This is a genomic window from Pseudomonas sp. OA65, assembly GCF_017498305.1.
Classification (GTDB): domain Bacteria; phylum Pseudomonadota; class Gammaproteobacteria; order Pseudomonadales; family Pseudomonadaceae; genus Aquipseudomonas; species Aquipseudomonas zanjanensis.
Genome location: NZ_JAGDEZ010000026.1, coordinates 19,261 through 40,754, shown reverse-complemented (window position 1 = coordinate 40,754; position 21,494 = coordinate 19,261). Strand labels below are relative to the sequence as shown.

At 61.3% G+C, this 21,494-nt stretch carries 17 protein-coding genes; 13 read left to right on the top strand and 4 right to left on the bottom strand.

The window, feature by feature from the left end:
• The first annotated feature begins 17 nt into the window (after positions 1–17).
• Positions 18–659 carry an oxidoreductase gene (locus tag J3361_RS20280; RefSeq protein ID WP_207966069.1) on the top strand — a complete coding sequence of 214 codons (642 nt, stop codon included), beginning with the start codon at positions 18–20 and terminating at the stop codon, positions 657–659.
• Between the two features lie 284 nt (positions 660–943).
• On the opposite strand, the gene J3361_RS20275 is transcribed toward J3361_RS20280, so the two are convergent.
• The 4 genes from J3361_RS20275 to J3361_RS20260 form a co-directional block, all read right to left on the bottom strand.
• Positions 944–1,228: a YceK/YidQ family lipoprotein gene (locus J3361_RS20275; protein ID WP_207966068.1), complete on the bottom strand. Its 285-nt coding sequence runs from the start codon at positions 1,226–1,228 to the stop codon at positions 944–946.
• On the bottom strand, positions 1,221–1,868 hold the full coding sequence (ubiX, locus tag J3361_RS20270; protein WP_207966067.1) for a flavin prenyltransferase UbiX: 648 nt from the start codon (positions 1,866–1,868) through the stop codon (positions 1,221–1,223). Before ubiX ends, J3361_RS20275 begins: the two co-directional genes overlap by 8 nt.
• Positions 1,865–3,214, bottom strand: coding sequence for a UDP-N-acetylmuramate:L-alanyl-gamma-D-glutamyl-meso-diaminopimelate ligase (mpl, locus tag J3361_RS20265; protein WP_207966066.1), 1,350 nt, complete (start codon positions 3,212–3,214; stop codon positions 1,865–1,867). The genes ubiX and mpl overlap by 4 nt, the downstream gene beginning before the upstream one ends.
• 445 nt (positions 3,215–3,659) lie before the next feature.
• Positions 3,660–5,564, bottom strand: a complete 1,905-nt coding sequence (locus tag J3361_RS20260) for a sigma-54-dependent Fis family transcriptional regulator (RefSeq protein ID WP_207966065.1) — start codon at positions 5,562–5,564, stop codon at positions 3,660–3,662.
• A 496-nt stretch (positions 5,565–6,060) separates the two neighbouring features.
• Between J3361_RS20260 and J3361_RS20255 the strand changes: the two genes are divergently transcribed.
• The 12 genes from J3361_RS20255 to J3361_RS20200 all read left to right on the top strand — a co-directional run bounded on the left by J3361_RS20255 (position 6,061) and on the right by J3361_RS20200 (position 21,357).
• Positions 6,061–7,581 carry an aldehyde dehydrogenase family protein gene (locus J3361_RS20255; protein ID WP_186706587.1) on the top strand — a complete coding sequence of 507 codons (1,521 nt, stop codon included), beginning with the start codon at positions 6,061–6,063 and terminating at the stop codon, positions 7,579–7,581.
• A gap of 266 nt (positions 7,582–7,847) precedes the next feature.
• Positions 7,848–9,296: an ethanolamine permease gene (gene eat / locus J3361_RS20250; RefSeq protein ID WP_207966064.1), complete on the top strand. Its 1,449-nt coding sequence runs from the start codon at positions 7,848–7,850 to the stop codon at positions 9,294–9,296.
• 57 nt (positions 9,297–9,353) lie between these two features.
• Positions 9,354–10,748, top strand: a complete 1,395-nt coding sequence (locus tag J3361_RS20245) for an ethanolamine ammonia-lyase subunit EutB (protein WP_207966063.1) — start codon at positions 9,354–9,356, stop codon at positions 10,746–10,748.
• A 10-nt stretch (positions 10,749–10,758) separates the two neighbouring features.
• Entirely contained in the window at positions 10,759–11,583 is an 825-nt protein-coding gene (eutC, locus tag J3361_RS20240) for an ethanolamine ammonia-lyase subunit EutC (protein WP_207966062.1), read from the top strand.
• 107 nt (positions 11,584–11,690) lie between these two features.
• On the top strand, positions 11,691–12,155 hold the full coding sequence (locus J3361_RS20235) for a GNAT family N-acetyltransferase (RefSeq protein WP_186706590.1): 465 nt from the start codon (positions 11,691–11,693) through the stop codon (positions 12,153–12,155).
• Positions 12,156–12,450: 295 nt separating this feature from the next.
• On the top strand, positions 12,451–13,107 hold the full coding sequence (locus J3361_RS20230) for a DedA family protein (protein WP_207966061.1): 657 nt from the start codon (positions 12,451–12,453) through the stop codon (positions 13,105–13,107).
• A 6-nt stretch (positions 13,108–13,113) separates the two neighbouring features.
• On the top strand, positions 13,114–13,926 hold the full coding sequence (locus J3361_RS20225) for a M90 family metallopeptidase (protein WP_207966060.1): 813 nt from the start codon (positions 13,114–13,116) through the stop codon (positions 13,924–13,926).
• A 111-nt stretch (positions 13,927–14,037) separates the two neighbouring features.
• Positions 14,038–14,565, top strand: a complete 528-nt coding sequence (ppa, locus tag J3361_RS20220) for an inorganic diphosphatase (protein WP_003205933.1) — start codon at positions 14,038–14,040, stop codon at positions 14,563–14,565.
• Between the two features lie 197 nt (positions 14,566–14,762).
• Positions 14,763–15,494 (top strand): helix-turn-helix transcriptional regulator, encoded by a 732-nt coding sequence (locus J3361_RS20215; RefSeq protein ID WP_207966059.1) that lies wholly within the window; start codon positions 14,763–14,765, stop codon positions 15,492–15,494.
• Positions 15,495–16,006: 512 nt separating this feature from the next.
• A complete protein-coding gene (locus J3361_RS20210; protein WP_207966058.1) occupies positions 16,007–18,502 on the top strand; it encodes a class I SAM-dependent DNA methyltransferase in 2,496 nt (831 codons plus the stop codon).
• Complete coding sequence (locus J3361_RS20205; protein ID WP_207966057.1) at positions 18,495–19,694, top strand: restriction endonuclease subunit S; 1,200 nt, start codon at positions 18,495–18,497, stop codon at positions 19,692–19,694. The genes J3361_RS20210 and J3361_RS20205 overlap by 8 nt, the downstream gene beginning before the upstream one ends.
• Before the next feature lies 1 nt (position 19,695).
• Complete coding sequence (locus J3361_RS20200) at positions 19,696–21,357, top strand: ATP-binding protein (RefSeq protein WP_207966056.1); 1,662 nt, start codon at positions 19,696–19,698, stop codon at positions 21,355–21,357.
• The last annotated feature ends 137 nt before the right edge of the window (positions 21,358–21,494 follow it).

Below are 21,494 nucleotides of genomic sequence, written 5' to 3'. Positions count from 1 at the left end.
ATCAAGGGGGAAACACTATGTACTTGACGCCTCAGCATGTTTTGCTCGCCGGTGCGACCGGATTGACCGGGGAACATCTACTGGACCGGCTGCTCAACGAGCCGACCATCACCCGCGTATTGGCGCCGTCACGCCGGCCACTGGCCGAGCATCCACACTTGGAAAACCCGGTTGGGGAACCGGCCCAAGTACTGCCCCAACTCAGCGGCCAGGTCGACATCGCCTTTTGCTGCCTCGGCACCACCCTCAAGAAAGCCGGCTCCGAGCAAGCCTTCCGCGCGGTGGACCTGGACTTGGTCGTGGCGTTTGCCAAGCGCGCCCGGGAACTGGGTGCACGGCACCTGGTGGTGATCAGCGCCCTGGGGGCCGACGCCCAGTCATCGATCTTCTACAACCGCGTCAAAGGCGAAATGGAGGCGGCCCTCAAGGCCCAGGACTGGCCGCAACTGACCATTTGCCGCCCTTCCCTGCTGCTGGGCGACCGCGTCGAACCGCGCCTGGCCGAACAACTGGCCGGGCCGTTGTCGAAGCTGATTCCAGGCAAGTACCACGGCATCGAAGCCTGCCAACTGGCCCGGGCCATGTGGCGTCTGGCGCTGGAAGAACAGGATGGGGTGCGGGTGGTGGAGTCGGATGAGTTGCGCAGGCTTGGCAAATAGTCATGTGGCGCCTAGTCGGACGCTTTCGCGAGCAGGCTCGCTCCCACAGTTGACCGAGTTCCGTCAGGAAGAATGAGGTCGAATGTGGGAGCGAGCCTGCTCGCGAAGGGCTCGCTACCAAATCCAAAGCCAAGCACTCATTGTGGCGAGGGAGCTTGCTCCCGCTCGACTGCGCAGCAGTCGCCTTGGATTTCAGGGGGAAAAAGCTTGGGGCCGCTTCGCAGCCCAGCGGGAGCAAGCTCCCTCGCCACAGGTTCCAGGCAGATCAAGCACTGTGGTGTTTGCTACAACCCGCCTGTCGCCCGGAACCCTACGCCTAATGCCGTGAACAACGACAACGGCAACAACAAGGTATCCAACAGCGCACTCCCCGGCAGATCGAGCCCTGGATAGCTCGGCGCCTCGGCCCCAAAGCGATCCTTGGCGCAGCAACCACCGTTGAGGGCGTACAGATCCAGGCGCGTCCCGGCGTACACCACTGGCGCACCCGGTTTGGCGGCGTCGAGGGTGCGGGCGGTGGCGCAGCCGGTCAGTTGCAGCGCCAGCAGCACGATCAGCAGCTTATTCATCACAGCTCAAATGATGCTCGCCCCAGCGCGGCAACATGTCCTGGGGAATGTTCAGCAGGTTGAGGATTCGCGCGACCACGAAATCGATCAGATCGTCGATGGTCTGCGGCTGGTGATAAAAACCCGGCGAGGCCGGCAGGATGGTCACGCCCATGTTCGACAGCTTGAGCATGTGCTCCAGGTGAATGCTCGAATACGGCGCTTCCCGCGGCACCAGGATCAACTGACGGCGCTCCTTGAGCGTGACGTCCGCCGCCCGTTCGATGAGGTTGTTGCAGGCCCCGGTGGCAATCGCCGACAGCGTCCCGGTGGAACACGGCACCACCACCATCGCTGCTGGCGCGCCGGAACCCGATGCCACCGGCGACATCCAGTCTTCCTTGCCATACACACGAATCTGCCCCGCCGCCGCACCGGTGTATTCGGTGAGGAAGGCCTGCATCATCTGGGTCTTGGCCGGCAGGGTCACGTCGGTCTCGGTGGCCATCACCAGTTGCGCGGCCTTGGAGATGAGGAAGTGCACCTCACGGTCCTCGCGCACCAGGCAATCGAGCAGGCGCAAGCCGTACTGGGCGCCGGACGCACCGGTCATCGCCAACGTGATGCGTTCGGGGCCATAGCCCTCCAAACGAGTGTTCATTTCAGCGCCTCGGCGAGTTTGCCGTGCAGGCCACCGAAGCCGCCGTTGCTCATGATCACCACGTGGGTGCCGGGCTGGGCCTGGCTCTTCACGCGCTCGATGATGCCTTCCAGGGAATCGCTGACAATCGACGGCACCGTGCACAGCGCGGCGGTGGCGCCAAGGTCCCAGCCGAGGTTGGCCGGTGCGTACCAGATCACCTGGTCGGCATCGACCACGCTTTCCGGCAGGCCGTCGCGGTGGGCGCCGAGCTTCATGGAATTGGAACGCGGCTCGATGATGGCGATCAACGGCGCGTCACCGATGCGCTTGCGCAAACCGTCGAGGGTGGTGGCGATGGCCGTCGGGTGGTGAGCGAAGTCGTCATAAATGGTGATGCCGTTGACCTCGGCGACTTTCTCCATCCGCCGCTTCACGCTTTTAAACGCGCTCAACGCGGCAATGCCCATGGACGGTACCACGCCGACATGCCGGGCCGCCGCCAGGGTCGCCAGGGCGTTGGCGACGTTGTGCTGGCCGGTCATGTCCCACTCGACCACGCCTTGGGATTGGCCCTCGAACATGACTTCGAACTGCGAACCGTCATCCTTGAGCAATTTCACCTGCCACTGCCCGCCCGCGCCGGTGGTTTGCACCGGGGTCCAGCAGCCCATTTCGATGACGCGCTGCAACGCCGGCTCGGTGGTCGGGTGGATCACCAGGCCTTCGCTGGGGATGATGCGCACCAAGTGATGGAACTGCCGCTCGATGGCCGGCAGATCGGGGAAGATGTCGGCATGATCGAACTCAAGGTTGTTGAGGATCGCCGTGCGTGGACGGTAGTGGACGAACTTCGAACGCTTATCGAAAAACGCGCTGTCGTACTCATCGGCTTCGATCACGAAGAATGGCGTGCCACCCAGGCGCGCCGACACCGAGAAATTCTGCGGCACGCCACCGATCAGGAAGCCCGGGCTCATGCCCGCGTGTTCCAACACCCAGGCGAGCATGCTGCTGGTGGTGGTCTTGCCATGGGTGCCGGCCACGGCCAGGACCCAACGGCCCTGCAACACGTGATCGGCCAGCCACTGCGGCCCGGACACGTACGGCAGGCCTTTGTTGAGCACGTACTCCACCGCCGGGTTGCCACGGGACATGGCGTTGCCGATGACCACCAGGTCTGGCGCCGGCTCCAGTTGCGCCGGGTCATAACCTTGGGTCAGCTCGATGCCCTGGGCCTCCAGCTGCGTGCTCATCGGCGGGTAGACGTTAGCGTCGGAACCGGTCACGTGATGGCCCAACTCCTTGGCCAGGACCGCCATCGAACCCATGAAAGTGCCACAAATACCGAGAATATGGATGTGCATAGTCGACCTCGTAAACATGGCCGCAGGTTAGCGTAGGGAGGGGAAAATCGCACCTTGTGTTTGAGCCCCCCGGTGCACAGACGGCCTCCTGTGGGAGCAAGGCTTGCCCGCGATAGCGGTGGGTCAGTTGCATAGATGTTGAAGATGCCGCCGCTTTCGCGAGCAAGCCCGCTCCCACAGTTGACCGCACAACCCCGGCTTGCTACCGGCTGCTTTTGTGGCGAGGGAGCTTGCTCCCGCTCGACTGCGCAGCAGTCGCCTTCGGTTTCAGGGTGAAAAAAAAGCTTGGGGCTGCTGCGCAGCCCAGCGGGAGCAAGCTCCCTCGCCACAAAAGCAGTCAGTTGCCAAGTAGTCAGCAGTCAGCAGTCAGCAGTCAGCAGTCAGCAGTCAGCAGTCAGCAGTCAGCAGTCAGCAGTCAGCAGTCAGCAGATTAATTATCAGTGGTTCAGCGGGCAATCGCGTGTTTACGCAGCTTGCGGTAAAGGGTGTTGCGGCTGATGCCCAATTGCTCAGCGGTGTGGGTCATGTGCCAGCGCTGGCGCTCCAGGGCATCGAGCAGCGCCAGGCGCTCGGCGTCTTCCAGTGGCCGTTCCGCCAGCGTTTCAACCGGCGCAACCGGACGCTGGCGGATCATCGCCGGCAAGTCTTCCAACCCAATCCGCCCGCCGTCACACAACGCAGCCAGCGTACGCAGCACATTGCGCAGTTGCCGCACGTTGCCCGGCCAGTCGAACCCCAGCAATGCCTGGCGCGCCGGTTCGTCGATGAACACCGGCTCGGCGCCGCTCTCTTCAGCCAACAGGAAATCCAGCAACTGCGACTTGTCACTGCGCTCGCGCAACGCCGGCAGCGGGATTTCCAGGCCGTTGAGGCGGTAATACAAATCCTCGCGGAAACTGCCGTCCCGCACCCGGTCGAGCAACTGCCGGTGGGTGGCGCTGATGATGCGCACGTTCACCGGCTCGGGCTCGCCGCCGATGGGCACCACCTGGCGGTCTTCCAACACCCGCAGCAAGCGCGTCTGCAAGGCCAAGGGCATGTCGCCGATTTCATCGAGGAACAGCGTGCCGCCGTCGGCCTGTTGCAACTTGCCGCGCATGCCTTCCTTGCGTGCGCCAGTGAAACTGCCGCCGCGATAACCGAACAGCTCGCTCTCGATCAGGCTTTCCGGGATGGCCGCGCAGTTGAGGGCGACGAAGTTTTTCCCGGCGCGCTGGCTGGCGTGGTGCACAGCCTTGGCGAAGGCCTCCTTGCCGGAGCCGGTTTCACCCTGGATCAGCAGCGGCACATCGCGCTCGTAGACCCGCAGCGCCTTGCGAAAATGCTCCTGCAACGCCGCGTCCCCCAGGCAGATACCCGGCAGGCGGGCGGGCTCGATGGCCTTGAGCAACGGCGCGACCGGCACCGGCACGCTGCGGGGCTGGCCACGCAACACGGCGAACAAATGCCGGCCGTCACGGGTGCGCAACGGCCAACTGGCGCTGGCTTGGGCGCTGGCCCGCCCCAGCAACTCGTCCAGTGAACAGTCGAAAAAGTCCTCGACCCGCTGACCGAGCAAGCCACCGCGAATATGTCCCAAGAGATTGAGCGCGCTCTGGTTGACCGCGCAGATCCGCCCTTCGCCGTCGAAGGCCATCAAGCCTTCGCTGAACAACCCCACCGACTCGGCCTGCAAGTGGAAGCGCAGCAGCCATTGATTCTCGAAGCAACGCAGGAAATAGCAGCTCTCGATCATCTTCGCCGAGAGATTGACCAGGGCCATGGTGTGGAACTGGCTCTGGCGCGACACGTCCGGCCGGGCCGAAGAGACGTCGAGCACCGCCAGCAACTCGCCCTGGGGATCGAACACCGGGCTGGCCGAGCAGGTCAGGCCGGTGTGGCGGCCACGAAAGTGTTCTTCCTGATGAATGGTCAGGGCCTGGCGTTCCACCAGGCAGGTGCCGATGCCGTTGGTGCCTTCGCAGGCTTCGCTCCAGTCGGCGCCGAGCCAGAGGCCGGCCCGTTCGAAAATCTTCCGTTCGCTGGGGGCGGTGACGCAGTTGAGGATCACACCCCGGGCATCGGTGAGCAGCACCGCGTGGCCAGCGCCGGAGAGTTGCTGGTGCAGGCTGGTCATTTCATTGCCGGCGATGTGCAGCACCTGCTGCAAGCGCTCACGGCTCTCCAGCACCCGGCCATGCTCGAGCACCGTCGGCGCCAGGTTCTGGGCCGGATCGAGGTGATAGTCCTCGAGGCAGCGCAGCCAGGAACGGGCAATCGACGGATCGCTGCCAGGGCCCTGCAAATGGGCCTTGCCCTGGGTGACCGTCAGGACTTGCTGGGCATGGCGACTCAAGTGGTTGCTGTGCATGTTCTTATTATTCTCCCCTGAAGGACCTGCCTCACTGGAGCAACTGTTTAACATTTAACCCGTGTTCGACACTTAACCTGTGGCGAGGGGATTTATCCCCGCTGGGCTGCGCAGCAGCCCTGAAACCTGAGCATGCGGTGGATCAGATTGATCGAGCTGGCTGCTTTGGGGGCTGCTGCGCAGCCCAGCGGGGATAAATCCCCTCGCCACAATGTGCTGGGCAGGCCAACTTCGTGAGGCCCAGCATCCTCCAGCCCAACCGCCTTTGCAATGCTGGCGCGACCTGCCGGTCACAGACTGTCTCGCATCTGGCACAAACTGTCACACCCGCTGTATCGCAAGCGTCACACAGCCCCTCCGTTTGTCCGGCCAACTCCTCCTAAAGTCTTGATTTCCGGGCCCTGCAAGGCAATGGCCCAACCTTTGCTCTAGGCTTAAGTACCAGCGCGAATTTGCGCGGCTCCCTAATAAGCACAAAAGCCAAGGAGAACTCATCATGCGTTACGCTCACCCCGGTACTGAAGGCGCTATCGTTTCGTTCAAGGCTAAATACGGTAACTACATCGGCGGCGAGTTCGTCGCGCCTGTCAAAGGTCAGTACTTCACCAACACATCCCCGGTCAATGGCCAGCCCATCGCCGAATTCCCGCGCTCCACGGCCGAAGACATCGACAAAGCCCTGGACGCCGCCCACGCCGCCGCGGATGCCTGGGGCGCCACCTCGGTCCAGGCCCGGTCGCTGATCCTGCTGAAAATCGCCGACCGCATCGAAGCCAACCTTGAAGTGCTGGCGATCACCGAATCCTGGGACAACGGCAAGGCCGTGCGCGAAACCCTCAACGCCGACATCCCCCTGGCCGCCGATCACTTCCGCTACTTCGCCGGTTGCCTGCGGGCCCAGGAAGGCAGCGCCGCCGAGATCGACGGCAACACCGTGGCCTACCACATCCACGAACCGCTGGGCGTGGTCGGGCAGATCATCCCGTGGAACTTCCCGCTGCTGATGGCCGCCTGGAAACTCGCCCCGGCCCTGGCCGCCGGTAACTGCGTGGTGCTCAAGCCCGCCGAGCAAACCCCACTGGGCATCTGCGTGCTCATGGAGCTGATCGGCGACCTGCTGCCACCCGGCGTGCTGAACGTGGTGCAAGGTTTCGGCAAAGAAGCCGGCGAAGCCCTCGCCACCAGCAAGCGCATCGCCAAGATCGCCTTCACCGGTTCCACTCCGGTGGGCTCGCACATCATGAAATGCGCCGCTGAGAACATCATCCCGTCCACCGTGGAACTGGGCGGCAAATCGCCGAACATCTTCTTCGAAGACATCATGCAAGCCGAGCCGAGCTTCATTGAAAAGGCCGCCGAAGGCCTGGTGCTGGCGTTCTTCAACCAGGGCGAAGTCTGCACCTGCCCATCCCGGGCCCTGGTGCAGGAGTCGATCTACGACGAATTCATGCAAGTGGTGATGAAGAAAGTCCTGCAGATCAAACGCGGCGACCCGCTGGACACCGACACCATGGTCGGCGCCCAGGCGTCCGAGCAGCAATTCGACAAGATTCTTTCGTACCTGGAAATCGCCAAGGGCGAAGGCGCCGAGCTGTTGACCGGCGGCAAGGTGGAAAAACTCGAGGGCAACCTGGCGACCGGGTATTACATCCAACCGACCCTGCTCAAGGGCACCAACAAGATGCGCGTGTTCCAGGAAGAAATCTTCGGCCCAGTGGTGAGCATCACCACTTTCAAGGACGAAGCCGAAGCCCTGGCGATCGCCAACGACACCGAGTTCGGCCTCGGCGCCGGCCTCTGGACCCGCGACATCAACCGCGCCTACCGCATGGGCCGGGCGATCAAGGCTGGTCGCGTGTGGACCAACTGCTACCACCTGTACCCGGCGCATGCCGCGTTCGGTGGCTACAAGAAGTCCGGCGTGGGTCGTGAGACGCACAAGATGATGCTCGACCATTACCAGCAGACCAAAAACCTGCTGGTGAGCTACGACATCAATCCGTTGGGGTTCTTCTAAGCCCCTTGGGGCCAGGCAGGTCATTCTGCCTGGCCCTTTAGATCGCCTTCGCGAGCAGGCTCGCTCCCACAGGGATCTGTGGATAACTCGTTTCCAGGGTTGAAACAGATCCATTGTGGGAGCGGGCTTGCTCGCGAAGGCGGCCGTACCTTCAACATCTAAGTGACTGACACACTGCTTTCGCGAGCAAGCCCGCTCCCACAGGGGTCATGCGCCACTCCGGCGATCAGGTTGGATAAAACAACAATAAAAACAGGTAAACCCTTATGCCAAGCGATCATGCAAACCCGCAATCGGCAACGTCCTCGGTCGACTTCGAAAAAGTCGGCTCCGAATATTTCCAACAACGCGAACTGAAAAAAGGCGCGGCGGGCTGGGTCCTGCTGGTGGGCCTGGGCGTGGCCTATGTCATTTCCGGCGACTACGCCGGCTGGAACTTCGGCCTGGCCCAGGGCGGCTGGGGCGGGATGTTCCTCGCCACGCTGCTGATGGCCGCGATGTACCTGTGCATGTGCTTTTCCCTCGCCGAGCTGTCCTCGATGATCCCCACCGCCGGCGGCGGCTACGGTTTTGCCCGCAGCGCCTTCGGGCCCTGGGGCGGGTTTCTCACGGGCACGGCGATTTTGATCGAGTACGCCATCGCCCCGGCGGCGATTGCCGTGTTCATCGGCGCCTATTGCCAGTCGCTGTTCGGCATTGGCGGGTGGATGATCTACCTGGCGTTCTACATCATCTTCATCGCCATCCACATATTTGGCGTTGGCGAAGCGCTCAAGCTGATGTTCATCATCACCGCCGTCGCCGCCCTGGCGCTGGGGGTTTTCCTGGTGGCGATGGTGCCGCACTTCAACGTCGCCAACCTGCTGGACATTCCGGTCAAGGAAGCCGTGGGCGCCAGTCCGTTCCTGCCCTTCGGCTACGTCGGCGTCTGGGCGGCGATCCCTTATGCCATCTGGTTTTTCCTCGCCGTGGAAGGCGTGCCCCTGGCCGCTGAAGAAACCAAGAACCCCAAGCGCGACCTGCCACGCGGCCTGATCGGCGCCATGTTGGTGCTGGTGGCCTTCGCCCTGCTGATCCTGGTGATCGGCCCGGGCGGCGCCGGCTCCAACGCGCTGATGACCTCGGGCAACCCGCTGGTGGAAGCCTTGGCCAAGGCCTACGGTGGCTCGACCTGGATGGGCAGCTTCGTCAACCTCGTCGGCCTGGCCGGTTTGATCGCGAGTTTCTTCTCGATCATCTACGCCTACTCGCGGCAGATCTTTGCCTTGTCCCGCGCCGGCTACCTGCCACGCAAACTCTCGGAAACCAATAAAAGCAAGGCACCGGTCCTGGCCTTGGTGATCCCCGGCATCATCGGTTTCGGCCTGTCCTTGACCGGCCAGGGCGACTTGCTGATTCTGGTAGCCGTGTTCGGCGCGACCATTTCCTACGTGCTGATGATGGCCGCGCACATCACCCTGCGCATCCGTCGCCCCAAAATGGACCGGCCATACCGCACGCCGGGCGGCATCTTCACCTCGGGCGTGGCCCTGGTGTTGGCGTGCATCGCCGTGGTGGCGGGTTTCCTGGTCGATCCTCGGGTAGTGATCGGCGCCGCGATCATCTATGGAGTGTTAATTGCTTACTTTGCTTTCTACAGTCGGCATCACTTGGTCGCAGGCACGCCCGAAGAGGAATTCGCGGCCATTCAAAAAGCCGAAGAAGCCTTGCACTAAGCCGTAACGTGCCGAAAACCACGGCGCCGCCCAGCGGCGCCGTCACGGAGAACCTGTATGGCCAGCTTTGCACACACGGTCGGCGCCCAGACCTACCGCTTCGACAGCCTCAAAGACCTGATGGCCAAGGCCAGCCCAGCCCGTTCCGGGGACTTCCTCGCCGAGATCGCCGCCCTCAACGATGGCGAGCGCGTAGCCGCGCAAATGGCCTTGGCCGACCTGCCCCTCAGCCATTTCCTGCAAGAAATGCTGATTCCTTACGAGGTCGACGAAGTCACCCGATTGATCGTCGACACCCACGACAAACAAGCCTTTGCCGCCGTCAGCCACCTCACCGTCGGCGGTTTTCGCGACTGGCTGCTCAGCGAAGCCGCCGATGAACAGAGCCTGCGCGCCTTGGCCCCCGGCCTGACGCCGGAAATGGTCGCCGCCGTGTCGAAGATCATGCGCGTGCAGGATCTGGTGCTGGTGGCGCAGAAAATCCGCGTCGTCACCAAGTTCCGCGGCACCCTCGGCCTGCGCGGACGCCTGTCCACGCGCCTGCAACCCAACCACCCCACCGACGAACCCGCCGGCATCGCCGCGAGCATCCTCGACGGCCTGCTCTTCGGCAACGGCGACGCCATGATCGGCATCAACCCGGCCACCGACAGCACCGCCTCGATCTGCGCCATGCTGGAAATGCTCGACGCCATCATCCAGCGCTACGACATCCCTACCCAGGGCTGCGTGCTGACCCACGTCACCACCTCCATCGAAGCGGCAAACCGGGGCGTGCCCCTGGACCTGGTGTTCCAGTCCATCGCCGGCACCGAAGCGGCCAACGCCAGTTTCGGCATCAACCTGAACATCTTGAAGGAAGGCTACGACGCCGGGCTCAGCCTGAATCGCGGCACCTTAGGCAACAACCTGATGTATTTCGAAACCGGCCAGGGCAGCGCGCTGTCAGCCAACGCCCACCACGGCGTCGATCAACAGACCTGCGAGACCCGGGCCTACGCCGTGGCGCGACATTTCAACCCGTTTTTGGTGAACACGGTTGTAGGCTTCATCGGCCCGGAATACCTCTACAACGGCAAACAGATCATCCGCGCCGGCCTCGAAGACCACTTCTGCGGCAAGTTGCTCGGCGTGCCGATGGGCTGCGACATCTGCTACACCAACCACGCCGAAGCCGACCAGGACGACATGGACACCCTGCTGACTCTGCTGGGCGTGGCCGGGATCAACTTCATCATGGGCATCCCCGGCTCCGACGACATCATGCTCAACTACCAGACCACCTCGTTCCACGACGCCCTCTACGCCCGCCAGACCCTGGGCCTCAAGCCGGCGCCGGAATTCGAAACGTGGCTGGCGAACATGGGCATCTTCACCCAGGCCGATGGCCGGGTGCGGTTCGGCGACAACCTGCCACCGGCGTTCCGTCATGCCTTAGCGCACTTGGGATAAGAGACCTGCCATGGATAAATCACCTGTCGATCCACAAAACCCTTGGCTGAACCTGCGCACCCTCACCCCGGCGCGCATCGCCCTGGGCCGCACCGGCACCAGTCTGCCGACCTCGGCGCAACTGGACTTCCAATTCGCCCACGCCCAGGCCCGCGATGCGGTGCATCTGGCGTTCGACCACCAGGGCATTCGCGCACAACTGGATGAACGCGGCCGTGAAAGCCTGCTGCTCCACAGCGCGGCCAGCGACCGCAACAGTTATCTACAGCGCCCGGACCTGGGCAGACGGCTCGATGAGGCATCCGCGCACATCCTGGACGCGTACGCGGCGGCCCACCCTGGCGGCGTGGACCTGGCCATCGTCGTGGCTGACGGCCTGTCGGCGCTGGCCGTGCATCGGCATACCTTGCCGTTCCTAGCGCGGCTGGAAGAACAGATCACTGCTGAAGGCTGGTCGGTGTCGCCCATCGTTTTGGTGGAACAAGGCCGCGTCGCCGTGGCCGATGAAGTCGCCGAACGGCTCGGTGCCAAGATGTCGGTGATCCTGATCGGCGAACGCCCCGGCCTCAGTTCTCCCGACAGCCTGGGGCTGTATTTCACCTACGCCCCCAAGGTCGGCCTGAACGATGCCTATCGCAACTGCATCTCCAACGTTCGCCTCGAAGGCTTGAGCTACGGCATGGCGGCCCATCGCCTGATCTACCTGATGCGCGAGGCCTGCCGCCGACAGCTCTCGGGGGTCAATCTGAAGGACGAAGCCCAGCTAAACACTCTAGAGTCGGAAAACGCTGCCGATATGAAAGGTAATTTCCTACTGGCGCCGCCCCGCGACTGATCCGTTTATCCGATTGCGTTTTTGATCCGCTTTCAGGCAGCATCAAAAGCACGGCAGCGCGACAGTGTTGTCTGAATATCTGTCGACCTTTGCAGACGAGACCTACCATGCGGATTATCCAAGCAACCCTGGAACACCTGGACCTGCTGACCCCATTGTTCGTCAAATACCGAGAATTCTACGGCTCACTGCCCTACCCGGATTCGTCCCGAGCCTTCCTCGAAAAGCGCCTGCGCCGCAAAGAGTCGGTGATCTACCTGGCCCTGCCCGATGACGATGACAACCGGCTGCTGGGGTTCTGCCAGCTCTACCCGAGCTACTCATCGCTGTCGCTCAAGCGCGTGTGGATCCTCAACGACATCTACGTCGCCGAAGACGCCCGCCGCCAGCTGGTGGCCGACAACCTGATCCGCACCGCAAAAAAAATGGCCAAGGAAACCAACGCCGTCCGCATGCGCGTCTCTACCAGCAGCAACAATGAAGTCGCGCAGAAGACCTACGAATCGATTGGGTTCAAGGAAGACACCGAGTTCAAGAACTACGTGTTGCCGATCAGCGAAGATTTGACCTGATGACCGCGGACTGATCACTCTGTAGGAGCTAATGTGGGAGCAAAGCTTGCTCGCGATAGCGGTCTGTCAGGCCCATCAATGGTGACCGAATAGCCGCCATCGCGAGCAAGCTTTGCTCCCACGGGTGTTTCACCCTTCAGAAATCCCCAGCTACAAACTCCCCCCGCACTCCCCCCGCCCCACCGTATAATGCCGCTCTTCCCGGCTTGTAAGAAAAAGCTACACACCCTGTAGCCCATATTCAAAGCCAGACCCACCCGCCTGCCGAGTCGGGCCGCCACCACAGGTGCCATACATGGATTTCAACCCCCTCGACCTCATCCTGCATCTCGACGTCTACCTCGACATGCTGGTGACCAACTACGGGACGTGGGTCTACGCCATCCTGTTCCTGGTGATCTTCTGTGAAACCGGCCTGGTGGTCATGCCCTTCCTGCCCGGCGACTCCCTGCTGTTCATCGCTGGCGCCGTCGCCGCCGGTGGCGCCATGGACCCCGTCTTGCTGGGCGGCCTGCTGATGCTCGCGGCCATCCTCGGCGACAGCACCAACTACCTCATCGGCCGCACCGCCGGCGAAAAACTCTTCAGCAACCCCAACTCGAAAATCTTCCGCCGCGACTACCTGCAGCAAACCCACGACTTCTACGACAAACACGGCGGCAAAACCGTGACCCTGGCGCGCTTCCTGCCGATCATCCGCACCTTCGCGCCCTTCGTCGCCGGCGTCGGCAAAATGCCTTACCCACGCTTTTTCGGCTTCAGCGTGCTCGGCACCATCCTGTGGGTCGGCGGCCTGGTGACCCTCGGCTACTTCTTCGGCAACGTGCCGTTCATCAAGCAGAACCTGTCGCTGCTGGTGGTGGGCATCATCCTGCTGTCGCTGCTGCCGATGATCATCAGCCTGGTGCGCAGCAAACTGAACCAGCGCGCCTCGAAAGCCCAACCGCGCTGATCGCCCATGTGGTCCCTGAGCAACTGGCGCCGCCGACGCACCCTCGCCAAACACCCCGTGGCCGAGGACACCTGGCAGCGGGTGCGCCAACAATTGAGCTTCCTCGACGGCATCAGCGCCGCCGAGGACCAATGGCTGCGGGAAGCCTGCGTGCTGTTCCTCCACGACAAACACCTCACCGCCCTGCCCGGCGTCGAACTGCACCAGGAACAACGCCTGCTCCTCGCCGCCCAAGCCCAATTGCCACTGATGCACCTCGGCGAGCTGAACTGGTACCAGGGCTTCCACGAAATCGTCCTCTACCCCGACGACTTCCTCAGCCCCCAGCGCTACCGCGACGCCAGCGGCATCGAGCACGAATGGGACGGCGAACACAGCGGCGAAGCCTGGCCCCAAGGCCCGATCATCCTGGCCTGGGATGGCGTGATGGCCAGCGGCGGCTGGGACGGCTACAACCTGGTGATCCACGAACTGGCGCACAAACTCGACATGCTCAACGGCGATGCCAACGGCCTGCCACCGCTGCACGCCGACATGCGCGTCAGCGATTGGGCCGACGCCATGCAGCAAGCCTTCGACGACCTCGACCGCCAACTCGACCACAACCCCGACGCACAAACCGCCATCGATCCCTACGCCGCGGAAAACCCGGCCGAGTTCTTCGCCGTCACCAGCGAATACTTCTTCAGCGCCCCGGACCTGCTGCACCAGGCCTATCCACGGGTGTATGAACAGCTCAAAGCGTTCTATCGCCAGGATCCGTTGGCCCGGCTGCGGCAACTTCAGGCCGAAGATCCGGTCTATCAGGCGTCATACTAAGGTCTCTAAGACCCTGGTAACGTGGCAACAGCGGCCGAATATGCCTATAATCGCCGCCACTTTTTGGTCAATCCGACCAGTCATTTGGTCAACTAACGGGGGCACCGCCCAATGAGCTACAGCAAGATTCCGGCTGGCAAAGACCTGCCGAACGACATCTACGTCGCAATCGAAATCCCGGCCAACCACGCCCCGATCAAATACGAAATCGACAAAGACAGCGACTGCCTGTTCGTTGACCGTTTCATGGCTACCCCGATGTTCTACCCGGCCAACTACGGTTACATCCCCAACACCCTGGCCGACGACGGCGACCCCCTCGACGTGCTGGTCGTGACCCCATACCCAGTGGCCCCAGGCTCGGTCATCCGTGCCCGTCCAGTCGGCATCCTGAACATGACCGACGACGGCGGCGGCGATGCCAAAGTCATCGCAGTGCCACACGACAAACTGTCGCAACTGTACGTCGACGTGAAGGAATACACCGACCTGCCACCGCTGCTGATCCAACAGATCGAACACTTCTTCGCGAACTACAAAGATCTCGAAAAAGGCAAGTGGGTCAAAATCGAAGGCTGGGCCGGCGCAGACGCCGCCCGCGAAGCGATCACCAAGTCGGTTGCCGCCTACAAAGGCTGAAACTGTATTTGAATAAAAAACCCCGGTTTGCGCCGGGGTTTTTTTATGCCTTAATGGGACTTAATACATACACGTATTAACATCGTTTAAACCCGTTTAGCCCGCGCCTTTCAATTCCTGCAAACGGAAAGATCATCTTATATATTTGAACAAGCTGTTTATTGCCGAAAACATCGTCGCCCCTAAACTTCCCGTTTATGAAAATACAGTCCAGTGGCGACCGCTTCCGAGCCCTTCTAAAAGAAGCGAACATCCGTTCCGCCGACTTTGCGAAGTTATATGGCGTGAAATCCCAACACGTGAACAACTGGTTCAACCGTGGCATCCCGCCCGGGCGCATCCATTCCATCGCCAGCCTGCTGACCGTCAGCCCGCAATGGCTCGCCCACGGCGAAGGCCCGCAAACCCCATTGGGCCTCGGCCCCGGCACCACCTATGAAGCGGCCGAAAACGACGGCGTCTACAGCGTGGCCGAACCCACGGACATCGAACTGCCTTTCTACAAGGAGGTCCCCATCGCCCCCGGCGAAACCAAAACCCACATCGTCGAAATCCCTGACCAATCCATCCGCCTACCCCGCAGCCACCTCGAATCCCTGGAAATAGACCCCAGCGACGCCATTTGCATCACCATGGTCGGCGACAGCATGGCCGAACGCATCGAAGACGGCTCCACCCTCGCCATCGACCGCGGCCTGACGCAAATTGTCGACGGCCAAATTTATGCCCTCGAACATGACGGCATGCTCCGCATCAAATACCTGCACCGAATCCCCGGTAATCGACTGCGCCTGCGTAGTCATAACAGTGCTGCGTATCCTGACGAGGTCTTCAGTGCCGAACAGATCGACGCGCAACACATCCACGTGATCGGCTGGGTGTTCTGGTGGTCAACCCTCAACAAACAGAGACCGCCGGTGTTCGATTGACTCCCCAACGGCAGGGATCGCTTTTCGTGGCGAGGGAGCTTGCTCCCGCTGGGCTGCGCAGCAGCCCCCTGCTTTCCCCCTGAATCACCCTAACCCAATGATTCCACACCACTTACCACTGGGATTCCAAAGCAAACCCGCGTATCCTCCGCCCCACATTTGCGAGCCCACGCCTCGCACCGACAAGGCAGATCACTTTCTGACCAAGTCCCACAGCCGGCCGCAAGAGCCGGATGTACGTTTTGAAGGCTGGTAAGGTTTGTCAAAAACGAGCTGAATCAGTCAACGAGAAGCCGGCCATAAGCCGGCTTTTTTAATGTCTGAAATCTGTACCTACCTTCGCAGCGACGGCATTTAAGCGTAAGCATCCGGGCATCCTGTCTTGCGCCACACAACCTGACCCCGTACAACCGAGACTGCTCAGTGCCAGGCTTGGATTGGGATACAATCCCCGGCATTTAATACCATCAGGATCGGCATTCGCTCCCTGAGCGCCCACAAGAGATTCCGCAATGCCCCTCACGCTGCAACAACTGGAACGCCATCTGTTCAAAGCTGCCGATATTCTGCGCGGCAAGATGGATGCCTCGGAATTCAAGGAATACATTTTTGGCATGCTGTTCCTCAAGCGCTGCTCCGACGTATTCGAGGAGCGCTATGAGCAGGTCGTTGTCGATGAGATAAACGCTGGCAAGAGCAAGGCCGAAGCCTTTGTCACGGCGGAAAACCCGCGATGGTACAAGCGCGATGGTAGTTTTTGGGTGCCCAGCCATTCGCGCTTCAAGTATTTGCTCAACGAAGCGCACATCAATGTCGGCAACCTGCTCAACAAGGCGCTGGGTGGCATTGAGGAAAATAACGTCTCCTTGGAAGGGGTGCTGGAGCACATCGACTTCACCCGCAAGGTCGGCCAGAGCAAGCTTCCCGATCAGAAGCTGCGCCAACTCATCACCCACTTCGGTGACGTGCGCCTTCGCAACAGTGACTTCGAATTTCCCGACCTGCTGGGTGCTGCCTACGAATACCTGATAGCAGAGTTCGCCGATTCGGCCGGCAAGAAAGGCGGCGAGTTCTATACGCCTCGCCCGGTGGTGAGACTGATGGTGCAACTGCTCAAGCCGACCCTAGCCCACGATATCTATGACCCCTGCTGCGGTTCGGGCGGTATGTTGATTGCTGCCAAGGAGTATATCGACGAGCACGGCGAGGACGGCCGCAAGGCAAACCTGTTCGGCCAGGAATTCAACGGCACCGTTTGGTCCATCGCGCAGATGAACATGCTGCTGCACGGCATCAGCAACGCCTGGCTGGAGAACGAAGACACCCTGGCCGACCCTCGGCATATCGAGGGCGGCGAACTGCGCCGCTTCGACCGCATCCTCACCAACCCGCCGTTCTCCATCAACTGGGGCCACTCCGAGAAAAGTCCGGATGGCAGCCTGGCCTGGAACCCGACATTCCGCGAGCAGCGTTTCCGCTTCGGCGAAGTGCCGTTGGGCTCGAAAAAAGCCGACCTGATGTTCCTCCAGCACATGCTCTCCGTGACCCGCGACGAGGGCATGGTTGCCACCGTACTGCCCCATGGCGTGCTGTTCCGGAGCGGTGAGGAACGCAGCATTCGCACTGGCATTATCGAGAACGATCTGCTGGAGGCCGTAATCGGCCTGCCGGCCAACCTGTTCTATGGCACCGGCATCCCCGCCTGTATCCTCATCCTGCGCCAACAAAAGCAGGAAGGCGCCAACCGCATCAGCAGTAAACCTGCAGCGCGCCAAGGCAAGGTGCTGTTCATCAACGCCGACCGCGAATACTTCGAAGGCCGCGCGCAGAATTACCTGCTGCCCGAACATATCGAGAAAATCACTACCGCCTTCAACGAATTTCGCCGGGTCGATGGTTTTAGCGACGTGGTGGATATCACCACACTGCGCGACAACGACTACAACCTTAATATCCGCCGCTATGTGAATAACACACCGCTGCCCGAGCCGCATGATGTGCGTGCCCACCTGCTGGGTGGCGTGCCCAAGGCCGAAGTCGAAGCGAAAGCTCCGCTATTTGCCGCCCAGGGTCTCGACCCGCAAGACCTGTTCGTGGCACGCGATGCGCTGTATTTAGACTTTAGCGGCGAGCTGAACCGTCGCGCCGACCTCAAGCCGGCCGTCGAAGGTAACGCCGGCCTGCTGGCTAAGGAGGCTGCCCTCCGTGATGCCTTCGAGAGCTGGTGGTACAAACACAGCCCGCGTATCACCGCCCTGACTGGGAAGCTGGATAACAGCGCTGCCCTGGTCGAGTTGCGCGGCGAACTGCTAGCCAGTTTTAGCCAGACGCTGGAAAGCATTGGCCTGCTCGACCCCTTCCAGATTCGGGGCATCGTCGCAGGCTTCTGGTACCAGAGCAAATATGACTTTCTCGGCCTGATGGCCCGCGGCAGCCGGGGCGTGATTGATGCCTGGCGCACCGGCATAGTCACCGCTCTGGAAGACAAGACCAGCAAGCAAAGCCCGCTGGAGCACAAGCTGGTGAAATTCCTGCTCGGCGATTTCGTTGCCGATTTGGCCGAGCTGGAAGCAAAAAAGACCGAACTGGATAGTCAGCTCAAGGCCGCATCCCCAACCAAGGGGGAAGAGGCTGACGAGGCCGACAACGCAACGGATACCGATGACGAAGAAAACACCGTCGACGAAGCCCAGCTCAAAGCCTGGAAAGCCGAGTTGACCAAGGTAAAGAAACAGCTCAAGAATCGGCAAGAAAACTTCGCCAGCCACCTGAATCAGGCCGTCGACGGGCTGAACGAGCAGCAAGCCGCTGAACTGCTGCTGACCATCCTGCACAACGATATGCAGGCCATCGTCGAACGCTATATCGCCGCCCAGCGCAAGCAGTTAGTCGCCGCCTTCGAGAACTGGTGGGACAAGTACCGGGTAACGCTGAACGAAATCGAGCAGAAGCGCGATGCTGCGGCAAAGGCGTTACATGGGTTCCTGAAGGGGTTGGAGTATGTCTAAGCTCGACGCGCTCCTCTCTCTTGAATATGGTGAACCGCTACCTGCCGAACGCCGCACTGGACACGGCTTTCCCGTATTTGGCTCAAATGGTGAGGTTGGTCGCCATCGATCGGCACTGATCGCTGGGCCGGGGATTGTTGTCGGTCGTAAGGGCAGCGTTGGCAAGGTCACTTGGTCTGATGAAAATTTCTGGCCCATTGATACGACGTATTGGGTGAATTGTCCGCCAGAAGAGCGTCGTTGGGTGTATTGGGTATTGTCTTGGTTGCCCCTTCATCTACTGGATACATCTACCGGTATCCCAGGATTGAACCGGAGGGATGTTTATGAGCTGGAGGTTTACCGACCAGAATTCGGAGAGCGGCGTAAGATTGCCCAAATACTGGACACCTTCGACACCGCCATACGCGAAACCGAGGCGTTGATCGACAAGCTCAAGGCCGTCAAGCAGGGCCTGCTGCACGACTTATTGACCCGAGGCATCGACTCCAACGGCCAACTGCGACCACCACAGAGCGAAGCGCCGCAACTCTACAAGGAGTCACCCTTGGGTTGGATTCCGAGGGAGTGGCAATGCACAGATTTGGCTAAGCGTTTGGCAAGGATTACCTATGGTTTTACAAGCCCAATGCCGACAACCGATGAAGGCCCGTGGATGCTGACAGCCACTGACGTATCGGAAAGCAGAATTTTGTACGAGCAAGCACGTCATACCACTGAACGCGCATTTCGATTGCTCTCAGCAAAGAGCCGGCCGAACGTTGGCGATGTGCTTGTTACCAAGGACGGAACTCTCGGCCGTGTTGCCGTTCTCGACCGTGATGACGTCTGCGTGAATCAATCTGTCGCTGTTCTTTCGCCCAAAACCGGCGCTGACTCGTCCTATCTTGCAACCTATCTCCAGTCTCCTATCGGTCAAGAGAGAATGCTGGCTGATTCTGGTGGCTCTACGATCAAGCATTTATACATCTCAAAGTTGGCAGGGATGAGTACTCCTTGGCCAGAGGAAAATGAGATGAATGCCATTGTATCGCGGATCTCGGGCATGACAGCGCGACTAGAAAATGAAGAATCGTTACTTTCAAAATTAAATCGACAAAAATCCGGCGTGATGGACGATCTGCTGACCGGCCGCGTGCACGTCACCTTGCTGCTGGAGTCTTTTCAGCATGCTGCACCAACGGAAGTCTGATATGCCCCAGCGCCTACCGTCCCGCGAGTCCCTCACCGTCGAGTTCAAAAGCGACCGCAGCAAGCTCCCCGACCGCGAACTGATCGAGGCGCTGGTCTGTCTGGCCAATGCCGAGGGCGGCGAGCTATGGCTGGGTGTCGAGGACGACGGCACACCCACCGGCCTGCATGCCGAGCATCGCCTGCTGGAAGGCCTGGCCGGCATGGTCGCAGCGCGTACCTCGCCGTCGCTGAACGTACAGGCCGAGGCGATCGACCTGAATGGAGTGACCGTGGCTCGCATCCATGTGCCCAAGGCCCAGGGCGAGGTGGCCACCACCAGCGGCGTCTACCTGCGCCGCCGCTTGAAGCACGACGGCACTCCCGAATGCGTAGCCATGCTGCCCCATGAACGCAACAGCCGCGCAAGCAACTTCGGCCTGCTCGATGTCTCTGCCCAGCCGGTGTCAGGCGCCACCCTTTCCGACCTCGACCCGCTGGAACGCGAACGTCTGCGCCAGGCAGTACAGCAATACGGCGGCGACCGCGTGCTGTTGGAACTGGACGATGAAGCTCTGGACGGCGCACTACTGCTCACTGCGCGCCAGCCAGACGGTACGCGCGTGCCAACCCTCACCGGCCTGCTACTGATCGGTAGGGAAACCTCCCTTCGCCAACTAGTACCCACCCACGAGTTCGCTTTCCAGGTGCTGGCCCAGCAGGCAGTGCGCTTCAACGAGTTTCGCCGCTTCCCATTGCTCAAGGCACTGGACTGGCTGGAAACCAACTTCCGCCCCTACAACCCAGAGGAAGAACTGCAGGTTGGCCTGTTCCGCGTGCCAGTGCCAAAGGTCGACCTCGGTGCCTTCCGTGAAGCCGTAGCCAATGCCTTGGTGCATCGCGACTACCACGGCAGAGGCGCGGTGCATGTGCGCCTGGAGGACGACGCCCTGGTGGTCAGCAACCCCGGTGGCCTGGTCGATGGCGTCACCCTGGCCAACCTGTTGGTGACCGAACCGCGCCCGCGCAACCCGGCCCTGGCCGACGCCATGAAGCGCATCGGTGTGGTCGAACGCTCCGGCCGAGGCGTGGACAAGATTTTCCGCGGCATGCTCAAGTTCGGCCGCCCGGCCCCGGATTACGGCTACACCACCGCCCAGAGCGTTGTGCTGCGCCTGCCCACAGCCGAGGCCGACCTGGACTTTCGTCGGCTGGTAGTCGAACACGAGCGCGCCACCCACGCCGAGCTGCCCATCGACAGCCTGATCGCCCTGGCCGCCCTGCGTGAAACCAAGCGCGTCAAGGCCGACGAACTGGCTGTACAGATCCAGCGCGACACCGCCAGTGCCAAACGCACCCTGGAAGCCCTGACCGAAGCCGGATTGGTCGAGGCCCACGGTTCTACCCGAGGGCGCAGCTATACCCTGTCGGCCAGCCTGTATCAGGCTGTGGGCGACAAGGCCGGCTATACCCGCCAGGCAGGCTTCGCTCCGATTCAGCATGAGCAGATGGTGCTGAACTATGTGCAGCAGCATGGGCAAATCAAACGTGCCGAGGTCATGGGGCTATGTCGCATATCAACTGACCAGGCGGCCAAGCTGCTGAAAAAGCTGAAAGATAAAGGCGCCATTGCACAGAGCGGCAAGAATCGAGGGGCAACCTACACCCTTGGCACATTGGAGTGAGCCGGAATGTGTGGGAATGTGCGGGAATGCGTGGGAATGTGCGGGAATGCGTGGGAATGTGCGGGAATGTGCGGGAATGTGCGGGAATGTGCGGGAATGCGTGGGAATGTGCGGGAATGCGTGGGAATGCGTGGGAA